The 16,781-nt window shown below is 57.4% G+C and carries 12 protein-coding genes; 7 read left to right on the top strand and 5 right to left on the bottom strand.

Annotated features, from left to right (window positions below):
- Positions 1 to 5: 5 nt before the first annotated feature.
- Complete coding sequence (locus SIC15_RS09975; protein WP_069183629.1) at positions 6 to 959, bottom strand: ABC transporter substrate-binding protein; 954 nt, start codon at positions 957 to 959, stop codon at positions 6 to 8.
- 187 nt (positions 960 to 1,146) lie between these two features.
- On the opposite strand from SIC15_RS09975, the gene SIC15_RS09970 reads away from it, so the two are divergent.
- Complete coding sequence (locus tag SIC15_RS09970) at positions 1,147 to 1,704, top strand: PaaI family thioesterase (protein WP_412535751.1); 558 nt, start codon at positions 1,147 to 1,149, stop codon at positions 1,702 to 1,704.
- A gap of 3 nt (positions 1,705 to 1,707) precedes the next feature.
- Here SIC15_RS09970 and recQ read toward each other — a convergent pair whose 3' ends face one another.
- Entirely contained in the window at positions 1,708 to 3,576 is a 1,869-nt protein-coding gene (gene recQ, locus SIC15_RS09965; RefSeq protein WP_069183631.1) for a DNA helicase RecQ, read from the bottom strand.
- Between the two features lie 217 nt (positions 3,577 to 3,793).
- Between recQ and SIC15_RS09960 the strand changes: the two genes are divergently transcribed.
- Positions 3,794 to 4,990 (top strand): 1-acyl-sn-glycerol-3-phosphate acyltransferase, encoded by a 1,197-nt coding sequence (locus SIC15_RS09960; RefSeq protein ID WP_069183632.1) that lies wholly within the window; start codon positions 3,794 to 3,796, stop codon positions 4,988 to 4,990.
- A 33-nt stretch (positions 4,991 to 5,023) separates the two neighbouring features.
- Positions 5,024 to 5,683 carry an alpha/beta hydrolase gene (locus SIC15_RS09955; RefSeq protein WP_412535750.1) on the top strand — a complete coding sequence of 220 codons (660 nt, stop codon included), beginning with the start codon at positions 5,024 to 5,026 and terminating at the stop codon, positions 5,681 to 5,683.
- A 19-nt stretch (positions 5,684 to 5,702) separates the two neighbouring features.
- Here SIC15_RS09955 and glgP read toward each other — a convergent pair whose 3' ends face one another.
- Genes glgP through glgB form a run of 3 tightly spaced genes read right to left on the bottom strand, consistent with a single transcriptional unit; the run spans position 5,703 to position 11,637 of the window.
- Positions 5,703 to 8,258 carry an alpha-glucan family phosphorylase gene (glgP, locus tag SIC15_RS09950; protein WP_412535749.1) on the bottom strand — a complete coding sequence of 852 codons (2,556 nt, stop codon included), beginning with the start codon at positions 8,256 to 8,258 and terminating at the stop codon, positions 5,703 to 5,705.
- Between the two features lie 32 nt (positions 8,259 to 8,290).
- Positions 8,291 to 9,754, bottom strand: coding sequence for a glycogen synthase GlgA (gene glgA, locus SIC15_RS09945; RefSeq protein ID WP_136629482.1), 1,464 nt, complete (start codon positions 9,752 to 9,754; stop codon positions 8,291 to 8,293).
- Entirely contained in the window at positions 9,751 to 11,637 is a 1,887-nt protein-coding gene (glgB, locus tag SIC15_RS09940; protein WP_412537576.1) for a 1,4-alpha-glucan branching protein GlgB, read from the bottom strand. The genes glgA and glgB overlap by 4 nt, the downstream gene beginning before the upstream one ends.
- Positions 11,638 to 11,840: 203 nt before the next feature.
- Here glgB and glgC point away from each other — a divergent pair, with 203 nt between their 5' ends.
- The 4 genes from glgC to SIC15_RS09920 all read left to right on the top strand — a co-directional run bounded on the left by glgC (position 11,841) and on the right by SIC15_RS09920 (position 16,776).
- Complete coding sequence (gene glgC, locus SIC15_RS09935) at positions 11,841 to 13,106, top strand: glucose-1-phosphate adenylyltransferase (protein ID WP_291909066.1); 1,266 nt, start codon at positions 11,841 to 11,843, stop codon at positions 13,104 to 13,106.
- The gene (locus SIC15_RS09930) at positions 13,096 to 14,823 is read left to right on the top strand and encodes a glycoside hydrolase (protein WP_412537575.1); all 1,728 of its coding nucleotides are present in this window, start codon (positions 13,096 to 13,098) and stop codon (positions 14,821 to 14,823) included. Before glgC ends, SIC15_RS09930 begins: the two co-directional genes overlap by 11 nt.
- Positions 14,820 to 16,313, top strand: a complete 1,494-nt coding sequence (gene malQ / locus SIC15_RS09925; protein ID WP_069183639.1) for a 4-alpha-glucanotransferase — start codon at positions 14,820 to 14,822, stop codon at positions 16,311 to 16,313. The genes SIC15_RS09930 and malQ overlap by 4 nt, the downstream gene beginning before the upstream one ends.
- A gap of 100 nt (positions 16,314 to 16,413) precedes the next feature.
- On the top strand, positions 16,414 to 16,776 hold the full coding sequence (locus SIC15_RS09920; RefSeq protein WP_069183640.1) for a PilZ domain-containing protein: 363 nt from the start codon (positions 16,414 to 16,416) through the stop codon (positions 16,774 to 16,776).
- The last annotated feature ends 5 nt before the right edge of the window (positions 16,777 to 16,781 follow it).

Genomic DNA, 16,781 nt, shown 5'->3' with positions numbered 1-16,781 from the left:
AAAACCTAGCGGCTGAGGATCTCGAGGCGCCGGCGCAGATTCTCAAGGGTGCTGCGCCCTATGTATCGGGATTCCTCACTCAGGTACGGGTTCTCGAGGGCAATTACCCGGCGTTGGCTCAGGTTGAGCTCCTTGACAGCACGGGAGTAGTAGCGCTTCAGGAACTCGCTGAAACTCCCATCATGGATGGCGCGCTCAATGCCGAGCTGCAGGCGATGAGCGGTCTCCTGGTCGTCTGGGCCAACGAACAGATAGGACGGCATGGGGTAGGCGATCAGGAGATTGGGCTCAATCACCAGATTGGGATCCTGCTCCATTTCCAGATCGTACAGGACCTCACTCACGCCGCGGGCGAAACAATCAAAGCGTTCGTTACGGAGCATCCCGAACAGTATTTCGTATCGCGAGTGCGTCACCACCGGAATACCATTTGCCTCCAGCACCGGCGTGTCTGGCCAGTGTGAGCCCTGACCGATCCAGATCTGGCTGGCTCGAAAGTCATCCAGATTCTTTATGTCGGCGAACTTGGGCAGAGATTGCGGCAACACCACGCAGACGCGAAAGCCCAGAAGGCCACCATCAACCGGGAAAGGAATCGCGGTCAGAAACTCTTCCCGCTCGGCCGAGGTGGCTACATTGGCGATATCAACCAGGCGAGACTGGCCATCTGCCAGTTCGCGGAGCACGCGCCCCTGACTCAGTTCTTCACTGCGAATAACCCGGGAGTCGCCATATTCCGGCGTTTTCTCTAATGCAAGCTCGACAAGCGCACGAATAGCCGGGCTGTCATAATTCCTGTACCAGAGAACATAGTCACGACTGGCTGCCCCCGTAATGCCGGACGTTGAGGTTGAGGCTGCGATGGGGGCCACTTCAAGGCACAGACCGAGCAGAGCGAGGAAGATGGCCAGTTTGGGCAACCGGAACAAGTTCCTGAAGGCGGGCAGAGAACATTCCAAATCAGAAATCCTTTCTTAATACTGGAAAAACCGGCAAAAAAGCAGCCGTAATTCAGGCAGCCACCCTCACTTTAGAACATAAATTCAAAAATAAATCAGACGATGTCCAAAAAAATTGTAAAAGATTCTTGCGGCTGCCAGAGACCATTGTAATCATCGGCTTCGACCAAGAATTCGGAGCGAGTGAATGGCAATTATCGACAACCTTATCGGCGCCACTGGCCAGTGGTGGGTCGCCAGCACAGACCCAAAGGCCACCTTGGCCAGTCCGCTGGCCTGGCTAAAGAAAACCGGCGGTTATGCGGCGGTAAACAAGATCATAGGCCTGTCCATACCCTTTGCGCCGCGGAACAACTTCAGTGTGGAAGAAGTGCGGCCGGGCTATGTGCGGGCGAGAATCCGGCTCAAAGGCAACAAGAACCACTTTGGAAGCTTGTATGCCGGCGCCTATTTTCTGGTGGCGGAAATCCCGGGTGGCGTCCTGACGCTGTTTGACCTGGGCCCTGCGTACACCCCGATCCTCAAGGAAATGACCCTGCAATTCCTGCAACCGGCAAATAGCGATGTCACAGTGGAGTTCACGCTTCCGCCGGAAACCGTGGCAGGCATCCTTGCAGACGCCGACGAAACCGGCCGGGCCAAGTTCACCCTGGAGGGGACACTGAAAGACGAGGAGGGCAACCATGTGGCTACCTCCATTGCTCATTACCGGGTACGTAAGAAAGGCTTTAAAGCAGAGGCCTGAAGATCAGGCCGGATCAAGGCCGGCAATGGCTTCCAGAAAGATCTCGCCGTATTTTTCAAGCTTGGCGGCACCCACACCGCTGACTTCGGCCAGCTCTTCAAGGGTGCGGGGCTTGCGTTCAAGCATTCCGAACAGGGTCGTGTCATGGAAGATAACGTAAGGAGGCACGCCCTGTTTGTCAGCCAACTCCTTGCGGCAGGCCCGCAGGGCGTCCCAGCCGGCCTGATCCGTTATCTGGTCTTTAACCGGAGCGCTTGAGCGGCCACCGGAGGCCCGGCCTGCTGCCTTCTTGACCACCGGATCCTTACGCAGCTCAATGGTTTGCCGGCCTTTCAGCAGCGGGCGGCATTCTTCTGTAAGTTGAAGTGCGCCGTAACCCTCCGGATCTGCCCGCAAATAGCCGTTGGCGACCAGTTGGCGGAATACAGATTTCCATTCGTTGGCGCTGAGCTCTGTGCCAATGCCGTAGGTGGAAACCTGATGATGACCGGCCTGTAGAATCCGCTCGTTCTCTGAGCCACGGAGTACGTCGATCAGGTAGGTCACACCGAAGCGTTGCCCGGTGCGGAACACACAGGACAGCGCTTTCTGGACGGCCACTGTTCCATCCCAGGTTTCCGGAGGATTCAGGCAGGTGTCGCAATTGCCGCAAGGCTGATCGAGTTCGTCCCCGAAATAGCGCAGCAACACCTGACGACGGCAACTGGTGACCTCGCAGAGACCCAGCATGGCGTCGAGCTTCTGGCGCTCAACCCGTTTGAAATGGTCGTTGCCCTGGGAACTTTCCAGCATTTGCCGCAGTTTGATCACATCCTGCAAGCCATACACCATCCAGGCCGTCGAAGGCTTGCCGTCCCGTCCGGCGCGGCCGGTTTCCTGGTAATAGGCTTCAAGGCTCTTTGGGAGATCCAGATGAGCGACGAAGCGCACGTCGGGTTTATCGATTCCCATGCCGAACGCAATAGTGGCAACAATGATCACGCCATCTTCTCGCAGAAAGCGTTCCTGATGATGGGCGCGTTGCTCCGAGGACAGGCCGGCATGGTAGGGCAGAGCGGTGTAGCCTTTCTGGGCGAGGGTTTTCGCGGTAGCGTCAACCTTGTTGCGGGACAGGCAGTACACAATGCCGCAGTCGCCCTCATGCTCGGCTTTAATAAAATCCAATAACTGTTTGTTTGCGTTTGTTTTTGGTGCAATTCGGTATTGAATGTTCGGGCGATCGAAGCCACTGACGAAGTGTCTTGCCCCGGTCAGCGACAAACGTTCCGCGATCTCCTTGCGTGTCCGCTCGTCGGCTGTTGCGGTCAGCGCAATGCGGGGCACGCCGGGAAACTGCTCACTCAGCATGCTCAGCTGCAGGTAATCGGACCGGAAGTCGTGGCCCCATTGGGACACACAGTGGGCTTCATCTATGGCGAACAACGAGATCGAGGCATCATGAAGCAGTTCAATCGTGCGAGGTTGAATCAGCCTCTCCGGCGCGCAGTACAGCAGGTCCAGCTCACCGGTCATCAGCGCGTACTCGGTGGCTCGGGCCTGCTCGAAATCCATGGTTGAGTTGAGGAACGCAGCTCTTACCCCGAGCTCCTTGAGCGCTGCCACCTGATCCTGCATCAGGGCGATTAGCGGGGATATCACAATCGCCGTGCCAGAGCGAACCAGTGCCGGCACCTGGTAACACAGGGATTTACCCCCGCCCGTTGGCATAAGCACCAGGGCGTCGCGGCCTTCCGACACTTCCCGGATGATGTCACCCTGCAGCGGCCGGAACGATTCGTAGCCGAAGACTTCGTGCAGCACCTGTTCCGGATCCCTTCCCGAGGTGGTGGGCCGCTCGGTGGAAAGCTGTTCGAAGTCCTGATCAAGATACATAGGGTAACCGGTTCGTCGACGTGGAGCCGCTTTATTGAGACGGGTGGAAAGCCGGGGTCGGCACGGTGGGCAATGATACCAGATTAACCCTGAGGGTTGGCCAGCAAACCCGTGTGCCAGATGGAGGCAAAGCAGTGTAAGAAACGCTACAATACCGCGTTTTTGAACCACCGTTTCACGCCATACTGTGACAGACACTGATAATAACAGGGCTTCCATGCAGGAATTTGATGCCATCCGTCCGTATTCGGACGAAGAAACCGGCGCTGCTATTAACCGCCTGGTCAACGACCGGGAATTTCTGGATATGGTCGGTCGCTTCAAGTCTCCGACACTGGCACGCTGGGCACCGGCCATGTTGCGTGTGTTTACCCGCCGATGGCTCACCAGCCATTTTGGTCGCTATACGCGTGTTGATGATCTCCAGGCTGGGCTTTCCGGCTACGTTGGTGAACTGGTCGACAGCACCACCACACGAGTGACAACCAGCGGCCTGGATAAACTCGATAAACACGGCGCCTATCTGTTCATTTCAAACCACCGGGACATCGTGTTTGACCCCATGGTGGTGAACTACCTGCTGTTTCAAAACGGCTTCCACACCACCCGAATTGCCATAGGCGACAATCTGCTGGCAAACCGTGTGTTCGCCGAAATGATGCGGCTGAACAAGAGCTTTGTGGTACGTCGTAGCATGACCAGCCCGCGGGAGATGCGCGATGCCTACATCACACTCTCCGGCTTCATCAACCACAGCATTGATACCAACCACAGTATCTGGATTGCCCAACGGGAAGGCAGGGCGAAGGACGGCCTTGATTTCACCGATCCGGCCATCATCAAGATGTTCTACATGAGCCGTAAGAAGAGCGGGTTGGATTTTGGCGAGGCCATGAGCCGGCTGCACATCGTGCCGGTTTCCATCGCCTATGAGTACGACCCATGCGATGCCGACAAGGCTCAGGAACTGGAAACCCGCGCCAGAACCGGCAAATACATCAAGCGTGAGGGCGAGGACACCGAGCAGATCATGAAAGGTTTGACCGGATTCAAGGGGCACGTGCATGTGCACTTCGGCGCGCCCATTCATGATTCACCTGATAACCCCAAGGATCTGGCCCAGCGTATAGACCGCGAGATGCATGCGAACTACCACCTGCATGCCTCGAACCTGGTGGCCTACCAGCAACGCGGCCTTCATCCCCAGGCTCACGACACGCCGGATACCGTCAGCGATGCGGTGGTCACCGCCGAAACCTGGTCACCGGCGGAGATGGAGGCGGCCGAAGCGGAGATGGAGCGGCGACTGGAAGCCTGCGACCCGGCCATCCGGCCCTATTTGCTGGATATGTATGCCAATCCGGTAGTTACCGCGCTTGAGGCCAATGCCGAAAAATCCGGCCATTCCGAGTAAATCGGCACCCAATTTTCAGAAAAGAGGTATACCGTGCAGGATCTTCAGTACATCGAGATTGAAACCGGAGAAAACCCTACCGCGGCCGTGATCTGGCTTCATGGCCTGGGTGCCAGTGGCCACGACTTCGAGCCGGTAGTGCCTGAACTGGGCCTTCCGGAAGATGCCGCGGTGCGGTTTATCTTTCCCCACGCGCCGAACCTGCCTGTGACCATCAACGGTGGAATGTCCATGCCGGCCTGGTACGACATCAAGGCAATGGACATTGACCGGGTGGTGGATACCGAACAACTGCGGGCCTCTGCCGATGCCGTCGCCAGACTGGTGGAGCGCGAAAAGGAGAAAGGTGTTCCGGCAGACCGGATCATCATCGCCGGCTTCTCCCAGGGTGGGGCGGTTGCCTACGAACTGGGGCTCAGCTACCCGGAACGTCTGGGCGGCATTTTGGCGCTCTCCACCTACTTCGCCACCGCGAAGACAGTTCAGTGTTCAGAGGCAAATGCGGATGTACCGATCAGTGTGTATCACGGAACATTCGATCCGATGCTGCCGGAGTCTCTGGGCGTTCGCAGTGTCGAAACCCTGAAGGAAATGGGCTACGACCCGTCCTACCAGACCTTCCCCATGGAACACAGCGTGTGCCTGGAGGAAATACAGGATATTGGCCGGTTCATTCGCCGACACCTGCTTTAAGGCTCAGCCATGCTCCGGGTCAGACCCAGAGCATGGCGCCCATTTCCAGCGGGTGGGTCAGCGACTCATGGTATGGATACATCCGCAGCCTCAGGGTCTGCAAGCCAGGGTAGGGTGGCTGCACTTGGGTGGCGAATAGGGTTCGGCCCTCCTCTTGCCCCTCTTTTTCCAGAAGGAAGCTGTTTGGCCCGGGGCTGCCATCGGTGCCGGTGCACTCAGGGCTGACCAGGCACTCCACCCGGACATCCTCCGCGGTCAGGCCGTTAAGCGCCGCCTCAACCCGCAGTTCCACGGCGCCATCGTGGGGGCATGAGGATTTCACGCAGCCCACTACCCGCAGTTCAACCCCGTTCCAGGCCTGCCGCACCCTTGCTTTCCAGTCTGCGAGTTCAATCGCAACCCGGCCTCCGTCGGCCATCAGGAGCGCGCCCTGACTGGAGGCGGGGTGGTAATAGTTATTGACGTAGTCCATCACCATCCTCTGGGCATTGAACCTGGGGGTTATGGATTTCATCGACGCTTTGGAGCGCTTGACCCAGCCCTTCGAAAAGCCCTGGGATGCCCGATCGTAATACAGGGGCACCACCTCCAACTCGATCAGATCGATCAGGTCTCTGGCCTCCTCCTCGTTCCGGAACTCCGGGTCCAGTTCGGTATCTCGTGGCGGAATACCCCACCCATTCTTGCCGTTGTAGCCTTCCCCCCACCAGCCATCGAGCACGCTGAGGTTGAGGGCGCCGTTCAGGGCGGCTTTTTCACCGGATGTGCCACTCGCTTCCTTCGGGTATTCCGGGGTGTTCAGCCAGACATCCACACCACTGAGAAGCCGGCGAGCCATGGCCTGATCATAATCTTCCAGCAGAATAAGGTGCCCCAGCAGGGAGGGATGCATGGACAGATCGTGGATAACCTTGATCAGTTGCTGGCCAGGCTTGTCTTTCGGGTGAGCTTTGCCAGCAAAGACCAGCACCACCGGCCTGTCCGGATTTGTAAGAATCCGCTCAAGCCGTTCCAGATCTGAAAAAATCAGCGTCGCGCGTTTGTAGGTGGCGAAGCGTCTGGCAAAACCGATGACCAGCGTGTCCTTTTCTGAGGACATAATCTGCCGGGTCATCCTGTCTGTCACGGAGTGGCCGGTGCCATTGCGCTTATGCTGGCGCTTCAGGCGCTGGACAATATACTCGCCCATTTGCTGTTTAAGCGCTTTATGCACGCTCCAGTAGTGATAATCCGGAATCTGGTCGATAAATTCCCAGAAATCCGGATTCCTCAGCTCGCTTTTCCAGGTGGGCGCCTGTATATCAAACAGGCTGGACCATTCCGGCGCAAGAAAGGTGGGTACATGCACGCCATTGGTGATGTAACCGATAGGGTTCTCGGCTGGTGGTACCTGGGGCCAGACATCGCCCTCCATCAGCGACGCGACGCCTCCGTGAATGCGGCTGACGCCGTTGTGGTAACGGGAGCCACGGAGCCCCAGGCTGGTCATGTTGAAGCTGTCGCCGCCATCTTTTGAACCAAGGGCGAACACCTGCTCGAAATCCAGCCCGGACTCCTCAAGGTAGCGGCCAAGGGCATGATGCACCAGAGCCCTGGGGAAAATATCGTGGCCGGCGGGTACAGGCGTATGGGTGGTGAAGAGGGTGGCACCGGCAACTGCTTCCAGGGCCGCTTCAAAGCCGAGTTGCGAACTCAACATGGTGCTTCGGCAGCGTTCGAGGATCTGGAACGCGGCATGCCCTTCGTTGATGTGCCAGACCGTCGGCTTCAGTTTCAATGTCTCCAGAACCCGGGTTCCACCGATGCCAAGGAGCATTTCCTGGCTGATGCGGGTGGACTCGTCACCACCATACAACTGGAGTGTGAGGTTCTGATCCTCTGGGTTATTTTCCTCGGTGTTGCTGTCCAGCAGGTACAGCCGGATATGACCAACCCGAGCCTCCCAGACCCGTGCGACCACATCACGGCCAGGGAAGGGAACCGATACCTTCAGAACCTGGCCATCCATTTCCACGGGTGTTATCGGCAGCTCATCGCTTGAATGGGACTGGTAACGTGCAATCTGTTGGCCGTGGGCGTCGATACTCTGGATGAAGTAGCCCTGCTGGTACAGGAGGCCCACAGCCACGAACGGCAGGGCAAGATCACTGGCGGCCTTGCAGTGGTCCCCGGCCAGGATACCAAGGCCGCCGGAATAAATCGGAAAGCTCTCATGGAAACCGAACTCGGCGCAGAAGTAGGCCACCAGAGCCTGCTCCGGATCCAGTTTTTCGGTGACTTCCGGGCCGGGGCCGGCTTCGAGGTAAGCATCGTAACTGCTCAGAACCCGGCGATACTCAGCCAGAAACGCTCGGTCTTCCGATGCTTCGTCCAACCGGTCCTGGGCGACCCGGCGCAGGAACAGCTTGGGATTGTGCTCCACTTTCTGCCACAGCCGCAGGTCGATCCTGGCGAACAGACTACGGACGCCATGGTCCCAGCTGTAGAACAGATCGTTGGCAAGTTCTTCCAGTCGCTCAAGGGGTTCTGGAATCAAGGGATGGGCTTCGAGTCGAAATTCCGTTGCTTTATGCATGTTGGTTGCCTCCAGGCGGGCAAACGCTCGCACTAATCCAGCTGTTGTTGATCACGTTCTTTGAGAATGCCCTGATACAGGTCACCATAGGTGCGAGCGCGCTGCTTCCACGAATAATCGATGGCCATGCCGTTTTCCTGCAATCGCCGCCATTGTTTTCGCTTTTCAAACACCTGCAGTGCCCGGTGTACCGCAGCCAGCAGCGACGCAGCACTGGCACCGGCAAACACGAATCCGTTGGCCTTGTCGATTCCTACCTGCTGCGGATCCTGCACCGTATCGGCCAGCCCTCCGACACCGTGCACCACCGGAATTGTCCCGTACCGAAGGCTGTACATCTGGTTTAACCCACAGGGTTCGAACCTGGACGGCATCAGGAAGAGATCACAGCCCGCCGTGATGCGATGGGACAGACCTTCGTTGTAGCCCAGGGTCAGGGAGAACTGCCCGGGCCATTGACGGGCCAGTTGTTTCAGCGGCTCCTCGTAACGGTCCTCTCCCGAACCGAGAATCACAAACTGGCAGCCCCGTTCCAGCAAATCCGGCATCACGGACACTATCCAGTCCACCCCTTTTTGCTCCACCAGTCGGCCAATGAAACCAAGAAGCGGCGCGCCGTTCACTTCCAGCCCAAGCTCATGTTGCAGCGCGGCCCGACACTGAGTTTTGTTCTTCAGATGGTCGCGTCCGTAGTGGAAGGCCAGCTCTTGATCTTCCTCCGGGTCCCAGACCCGGGTGTCGATGCCGTTGAGAATGCCGGTCAAGGCGTGCTGCCTGTGCCGGAGCAGACCATCGAGGCCATTGCCGAATTCCGGAGTCTGAATCTCGCGCGCATAGGTGGGGCTGACGGTAGTGATCCGATCACTGAATACCAGGCCGCCCTTGATAAACGAAAGCTGGCCATAGAACTCCAGTTGTTCAAACCTCCAGAGGGTGTCGGGCAGGCCGAGGGCGCGGAACGTCTCGTGGGAGAAGAGCCCCTGGTAGGCAAGGTTATGAATGGTAAACACGGTACCGGGCCGCTCCTGATAGGCTTCCAGAAATACCGGTATCAGCCCGGTTTGCCAGTCATTGCAGTGCACCAGATCGGGCCTCCAGTTCAGACCGGCTTCGCCCATGGCGATCATGGCCCCCACTTTGCCAAACAGCTCAAACCGGTGAGCGTTGTCCCACCAGTCTCTCCCTTCCTCGTTTTTGTAGGGGTTGCCGGGGCGATCGAAAAGGGGCGGGCAGTCAACCAACCAGAGAGTAACCGCGGTGCCTGGCAGCCGGGTTTGCCACAGGCTCACATTGTATTGGCCAAGCTGGAATCGGGCCTTTCTGCGGGAACCGGCTTTTCTGGCGGCCTTTATCGCGTCCGGGTAACCAGGCAGGAGAATCTGAACATCGTATTCAAGACGACAGAGCGCTTCGGGCAAGCTGGCAGAAACATCGGCAAGACCGCCGGTCTTCACCAGTGGATAGACTTCACTGGTGGCAAAAAGAACCCGGATCATAACGCTGGCCTCAGGATTATCGCGCCCATCGGTGGCAGCGTGAGTTCCAGTGACCAGTCACGGTTCATCCACGGCTGTTGATCCGCTGGCATGGTGTAAGGGTTACCGAGATTGCTGCCGCCGTAGTATTCCGAATCGGAATTGAAGATTTCCCGCCAGTTGCCACCCTGAGGCAACCCGATCCGGTAATGGTGCCGGGGCACAGGGGTGAAATTGACCACAATCACCGAGGTTTCGCCTCCAGCCGTGCGCAGGAAACTGATAACGGATTGTGGGGAGTCATGGCAATCGATCCACTCGAATCCATCCGGCGTGAAGCAGGCGCCGTTTAGCGAAACTTCCCGCCGGTAAACGCCGTTGAGGTCCTGGACCAGCTTCTTGATTCCCTGATGCTCCGGGTGCGCCAGCAGAGACCAGTCCAGCTCCCGGGATTCGCTCCACTCACGGCGCTGACCAAACTCCCCGCCCATAAAAAGAAGCTTTGCGCCGGGATAGCAGAACATATAGGTGAAGAGCAGTCTTAAGGTTGCCCGCTGCTGCCAGTCGTCGCCGGACATCTTGTTGATCAGGCTGGCTTTGCCATGAACAACCTCATCGTGGGACAGTGGCAAGAGAAAGTTCTCCGAGAACGCATACAACAGCCCAAAGGTCAGTTTGTCGTGGTGGTACTGTCGGTATACCGGGTCCTGAGCCAGATAATCGAGGGTGTCGTGCATCCAGCCCATATTCCATTTCAGATTGAACCCCAGACCACCGATTTCGGGCGGCCGTGTAACACGGGGCCAGGACGTGGACTCCTCCGCACAGATCAATGTTCCCGGAAAGCGGCTCTGGCAAACGCGGTTCAACTCGCGGAGAAACTCGATGGCTTCGAGGTTTTCGTGTCCGCCGTGGACATTGGGCAGCCATTCGCCTTCTTTGCGGGAATAATTGAGATAGAGCATCGACGCCACTGCATCTACCCGTAAACCATCAATATGGAAGGCGTCCAGCCAAAAGAGGGCGCTCCCGATCAGGAAGTTCCGTACCTCGTGGCGCCCGTAATTGTAGATAAGGGTACCCCAGTCCTGATGACGCCCCTTGCGGGGATCTTCATGCTCGTAGAGCGCGCTGCCATCAAACCGGGCCAGGGCGTGCTCATCGGTGGGAAAATGCCCTGGCACCCAGTCCAGGATCACGCCGATGTTGTGCCGATGGCACTGGTCTACCAGGTAACGGAAATCGTCCGGGCTGCCGAAACGACTGGTCGGGGCGTAATAACCGGTGGTCTGGTAACCCCAGGATTCATCCAGCGGGTGTTCCGTTACCGGCAAAAGCTCAATGTGGGTAAAGCCCAGTTCCAGGACATAGGGAACGAGTTGGTCGGCCAGCTCTCTATATGTCAGCCAGCGACCGGAACCGTGATGTCGCCAGGAGGCAGCATGCACCTCGTAAATGGAAATGGGGGACTGTTGCCAGTTCCAGCGGCCACGGCGGGCAAGCCAGTCGCCGTCGCCCCAGCCGAAACGGCCGCGTTCGGTCACAACAGCGGCGGTGGAGGGCCTCAATTCGAAGGCCTGCCCGTAGGGATCGGTTTTTAGAAGCTGGTCGCCTTTTTCTGTCGTGATGGAGTACTTGTAGAGAGCGCCGGTACCAATGCCGGGAACAAAGCAGGACCAGACACCGGTGTCCCCGTTGGAGGCCATGGGGTTGGCGCCGGTGGCCCAGTGATTGAAATCCCCGACAACGCTGACGGCCTTGGCGTGGGGTGCCCAGACCGCAAATCGCACGCCTTCCACTCCCTTGCTCCGGCAAACGTGGGCCCCAAGGACATTGTAAATGTGCCAGTGACGGCCTTCGCCGAAGAGGTGGAGGTCAAATTCGCTGAGCGTTGGACTGTCCATAGACCGTGCTGTTCCTGACCGGGTAAAGCGCATTGGGCATCCGTTCATTGGACGCGAAAGGGCCTGTTTAAAAAACGACCCAAAACAAGTTTACGTCATAATTCCGTGCTAGTGTTCTAATATAGTTTAAGGCGTCAAAAACGTGGCAAACCCTAGCGGTTGAACGATCGGTCCGACGGAAGGTTTTCTTCAGGGAAGCAGCTATGCAAACGGCCAAGCGTTTCGTCAGTCGTCTCACTCGTCAGACTCTTGCACTGGTACTTGCCGGAGGGCGGGGCTCCCGCCTCCATGATCTCACCAAATGGCGGGCCAAACCGGCGGTTCCGTTTGGCGGCAAGTTCCGGATCATTGATTTTCCCCTCTCGAACTGCATCAACTCGGGCATTGGCCAGGTTGGTGTGATTACCCAGTACAAATCCCATTCCCTGATTCGCCACATCCAGCGGGGCTGGGGATTTCTACGTGGGGAACTGGATGAATTCGTCGAACTCCTGCCGGCACAACAACGGATCGAAACCTCCTGGTATGAGGGAACAGCGGATGCCGTGCTGCAGAACCTAGACATCATACGCAGCCATCAGCCGGAGTACGTGCTGATCCTGGCAGGTGACCATGTCTATAAGATGGACTACGGCACCATGCTGGCCCACCACGTGGAAAACGATGCCGATATCACCGTGGGCTGTATCGAGGTGCCACTCGATGAAGCCTCCGCATTCGGCGTTATGTCAGTGGACGATGAACTCAGAGTCACTGAATTCGTCGAGAAGCCGGAGCAGCCAAAGCCGATGCCCGGCCAACCCGGCAAGGCGCTCGCCTCTATGGGCATCTATGTGTTCAGCACCCAGGTGTTGTTTGATGAGCTGATGCGTGATCAACAGATGGATGGCGATTCCTCCCACGATTTCGGCAAGGATATTATTCCATCGGTGATCAAACGTTTGCGGGTGGTGGCATTTCCATTTCGGAACCCGGTCGAGAACAAACCTGCCTACTGGCGGGACGTGGGTACCGTTGATGCCCTATGGCAGGCGAACCTTGAGCTCATCAGTATAAGCCCGGAACTGAACCTCTACGATTCTCACTGGCCGATATGGACCTATCAGGAGCAACTGCCACCGGCCAAGTTCGTGTTCGACGACGACAACCGGCGCGGAATGGCAGTGGATTCCATGGTGGCGGGCGGGTGCATTGTCTCCGGCTCACTGGTGAAGCATTCCCTGCTTTTTTCGCAGGTTATGGTGCATTCCTTTAGTGAAATATCAGATTCAGTGATCTATCCGGATGTGCAGATAGGCCGCCATTGCCGCCTTCGAAACTGCCTCATTGATCGTGGCTGCCGGATTCCGGAGGGCACCCGGATTGGCTTTGATGCCGAGGAAGACCGGAAGCGGTTCCATGTTTCTCCAAAAGGTATTGTGCTGATCACGCCCGAGATGCTCGGGCAGGATTATCCCCATGGCCTCTGACACAAAAACGCCGGTAGTACTTTGCTGGCACATGCACCAGCCGTCCTATCAGGACATGCGAACCAATCAATTCCTGTTTCCCTGGGTATACCTGCATACCATCAAGGATTACAGCGACATGGCTGCCCATCTGGAAGGCAATCCTGAGGCCAGGGCTGTGGTCAATTTCGCGCCCGTTCTGCTTGAGCAGATCGAGACCTATCTGATCCAGATCGAGCGTTGGCGGCATGGAGCAGGTGAGATCGGTGATCCTCTGCTGGCTGCCCTTGTCGCCGAGGAGTTGCCCGAAACCGGTACCCCGGCTTTTCTTGGCCTGATGGAAAAGTCCCTTCGGGCGAACCGCGAGCGGATAATCAATCGCTACCCCGCGTTCGCGCGTCTTGCGGAACTGGCCGACGTCTACCGCCGAAAACCGGAGCTTCAGAGGTATATTTCCCGCAGATTTCTCTCGGATCTGCTGGTCTGGTATCACCTCGGCTGGATGGGGGAGACGATTCGAAGGAAAAGCCATTGCATCCAGAGCCTTCAGGAAAAAGGCCATAATTTCTCGATGGACGACCGGCGAGCTTTGCTGGACGTGATCTTTGATGTGTTATCCGGCATCGGCCCGAGATACCGCCATCTCGCCCAGAAGGGCCAGGTTGAACTCTCCGTGAGCCCCTACACCCATGCCATGCTGCCTCTGCTCATCGACCTGGCTTCCGCCCGGGAGGCCATGCCAGACATCACTTTGCCGGTGCACAGTGACTATCCGGGTGGTGAGGCGCGGGCCGGCTGGCAGCTCCAGGAGGCGAAAACCGTCTTCCAGCGATTCTTCGGCCTTGAACCATCCGGCTGCTGGGCCTCAGAGGGTGGCCTCAGCGCCGCCACACTGACCTTGCTGGAAGACCATCAATTCCGTTGGACGGCCAGTGGGGATTCGGTGGTGCACAACAGCCTGAACCGAGCCCGGGAAACCAACCCGGAACTGCCCGATTACGGCATTCATCGGCCGTATACCTTTGGTGAATCGGGCACGTTCGTGTTCTTTCGGGACGACGGCCTGTCTGATCTTATCGGGTTTACCTACGCGGACTGGCATGCCAGGGATGCCGTCGGCGACCTGGTTCATCACATGGAAAACATCGCAGGCCAGGGCAAGGGCAAAACACGGCCGGTGATTTCGGTGATCATGGATGGTGAAAACGCCTGGGAGTATTACCCGGAAAACGGCTTTCATTTTCTGGATGAGCTTTATCGGGTTCTGGCAAACCACCCCAAACTGCAATTGACCACCTATAGCGATTTGGTAGCCAACCCCGTCACCGAGCCCATCAATCTGCCACATCTGGTTGCCGGGAGCTGGATTTACGGCACCTTCTCTACCTGGATCGGTGATCCGGACAAGAACCGCGCCTGGGATCTGCTCTGCGAGGCAAAAGTCCACTTTGACCGTGTGATGGATAACGGCAGCCTCAATTCAGAACAAAAAGAGGCTGCCATGCAACAATTGGCGATCTGTGAAGGCTCCGACTGGTTCTGGTGGTTTGGCGACTACAACCCGGCTCAGATCGTCAGCGACTTTGAACATCTCTACCGCCGCCACCTGGTCAACCTCTATGAAATGATCGGGTACCCGGCGCCGCCCTCGGTATTCCAGCAGCTAAGCCAGGGCAGCGGAGAACCAGCCCGGGGCGGAACCATGCGTCCGGGCCATGACGCGGAAAAACAGGCATGACGCAAACGAATACCAACGACCTGTTCAGTGTAAGGAGAGCGGGGGTGCTGTTGCATCCTACGTGTCTGCCGGGCAGCCTCGGTGTCTTGGGAGCAGGTGCGCGCCGTTTCGTGGATTTCCTGGCCGCCAGCAATATCACGGTCTGGCAGACTCTGCCAATCGGCCCAACACATTCCGATCTTTCCCCCTATCAGTCCCTCAGCGCCCACGCGGGCAATCCGAATTTCATCGACTTGGCGGAGCTGCTGCAGGTCGGCCTGCTGGTGGATTCAGAAATTGCACAGCCGATTGGTGAGTCCCGGCAACAGCTTCTGGGCATTGCCGCCCAGCGTTTTTTCGATGGCAAGGCGCAAGGCCGGAACGGTCTTGATCAACCCGGGTTCGAGCATTTCCGGGCCAGGAACGATTACTGGCTGGATGATTTCTGCCTGTTCTGCTCAATCCGTGAGGTTCAGGAGTCGCCGGGCTGGTTGCAGTGGCCGGTGCCCCTGAGAGACCGGGACCCTAGCGCACTAAAGAGCTTTATTGACCAGAATCAGGCTCGGCTGGCCCGCATACAATTCGAGCAATACCTGTTTAATCATCAATGGCAAGCCCTGCGGGACTATGCGCGCGACAGGGGCATTTTGTTATTCGGTGATATTCCCACTTTCGTCGCACATGACAGCGCGGACGTCTGGGCCAATCGACACCTGTTCAAACTTGACGCCAGGGGTGAACCCACGGTTGTTGCTGGCGTCCCGCCGGATTACTTTTCCGCCGATGGACAGCACTGGGGAAACCCTCTCTACGATTGGCAGATTATGGCTGAAGACGGTTATCGGTGGTGGTTGGAACGGCTGGAAAGTCAGCGTCAGCTTTTCGATCTGATCCGGATTGATCACTTTCGGGGTCTTCAGGCGTACTGGGAGATTCCTGCCGAGTCGCCAGCGCCGAGAAACGGATATTGGGTGCCAGGTCCGGCCGATCATTTTCTGCAAGCCTGCTTCAACCGGTTTCCGGACTTGCCGCTGGTGGCCGAGAACCTCGGCATCATCAGCGACGACGTCGAAGAGCTCAGGCAGCGGTTCAGGTTGCCGGGGATGACGGTGATGCAGTTCGGTTTCGATGGCAGTCCCAGCAATCCCCACCTGTTGCATAACCACCATCATCGGGATCTGGTTTACACAGGTACCCACGATAACGATACGACACTCGGTTGGTATCAGAGTCTAGACGAGCACACCAGACGCAACGTGAACGATTATCTGGGAACCACCGGTGAGGGCATGCCATGGCCGGTGATTGAGGCGGCTCTCAGATCCGTGTGCTCTATCGCGGTGGTACCAATGCAGGACTTTCTGGGGCTGGGAACCGAGGCGCGATTCAATACGCCGGGAACGATTACCAATAATTGGGTTTGGCAACTGGACTGGAATTTTCCACAGGAAGATCTGTCAATACGCATTGCTGAAGCTGTAAAGCGACATGGACGCTTACCCGCTGGCTGAGCATTTTTTGACCAGAGTCAAAGAGGCGTCTCCCAACCTTCGCTATAAAGCACGAACAGTATCAACAATTGCCGTTCTTGATGAGTCACCGGGGGGAAACATGGAACACAGACTCAGTAAACGCGTTCAGGGAAAGCTTGGCCTGTTGGTATACAAACGCGGGATGCCGGTGGCCACCGGACAGATTCGGGATGCGTCCAAACGAGGGCTCTTCATTGCGACCGATTACACGGACGTGCAGTTAAACCAGACGGTAGAGCTGGAGTTTCGCTTCCCAGACCAGCAGGAAAAGCGGTTTCGTCGCCTCAAAGCACACGTAGTCCGCAAATCCGACCGGGGGCTGGGTGTCGACTTCGAAGGCGTTGAAAACGACAGCTTCACCATCTCCTCTCTGCTGCAATGGCTAAGAAAGCACCATATGCCCGTCAATTATTTTCCGGTTCGTCGTCAGCAAGCCTTCTGAATTGA

The organism is Marinobacter sp. MIT932201 (assembly GCF_047123295.1).
In the GTDB taxonomy this organism is placed as follows: Bacteria; Pseudomonadota; Gammaproteobacteria; order Pseudomonadales; family Oleiphilaceae; genus Marinobacter; species Marinobacter salsuginis.
The sequence above is the reverse complement of the archived record's forward strand: the minus strand, read 5'-3'. Positions and strand labels throughout refer to the sequence as shown.

What these genes read in the sequence shown, in the direction of transcription:
- SIC15_RS09970 (WP_412535751.1), top strand. Translation starts at nt 1,147, where the DNA reads ATGGCAATTATCGACAACCTTATCGGCGCCACTGGCCAGTGGTGGGTC.
- recQ (WP_069183631.1), bottom strand. Translation starts at nt 3,576, where the DNA reads ATGTATCTTGATCAGGACTTCGAACAGCTTTCCACCGAGCGGCCCACC.
- SIC15_RS09960 (WP_069183632.1), top strand. Translation starts at nt 3,794, where the DNA reads ATGCAGGAATTTGATGCCATCCGTCCGTATTCGGACGAAGAAACCGGC.
- glgP (WP_412535749.1), bottom strand. Translation starts at nt 8,258, where the DNA reads ATGCATAAAGCAACGGAATTTCGACTCGAAGCCCATCCCTTGATTCCA.
- glgA (WP_136629482.1), bottom strand. Translation starts at nt 9,754, where the DNA reads ATGATCCGGGTTCTTTTTGCCACCAGTGAAGTCTATCCACTGGTGAAG.
- glgB (WP_412537576.1), bottom strand. Translation starts at nt 11,637, where the DNA reads ATGGACAGTCCAACGCTCAGCGAATTTGACCTCCACCTCTTCGGCGAA.
- glgC (WP_291909066.1), top strand. Translation starts at nt 11,841, where the DNA reads ATGCAAACGGCCAAGCGTTTCGTCAGTCGTCTCACTCGTCAGACTCTT.
- SIC15_RS09930 (WP_412537575.1), top strand. Translation starts at nt 13,096, where the DNA reads ATGGCCTCTGACACAAAAACGCCGGTAGTACTTTGCTGGCACATGCAC.
- malQ (WP_069183639.1), top strand. Translation starts at nt 14,820, where the DNA reads ATGACGCAAACGAATACCAACGACCTGTTCAGTGTAAGGAGAGCGGGG.
- SIC15_RS09920 (WP_069183640.1), top strand. Translation starts at nt 16,414, where the DNA reads ATGGAACACAGACTCAGTAAACGCGTTCAGGGAAAGCTTGGCCTGTTG.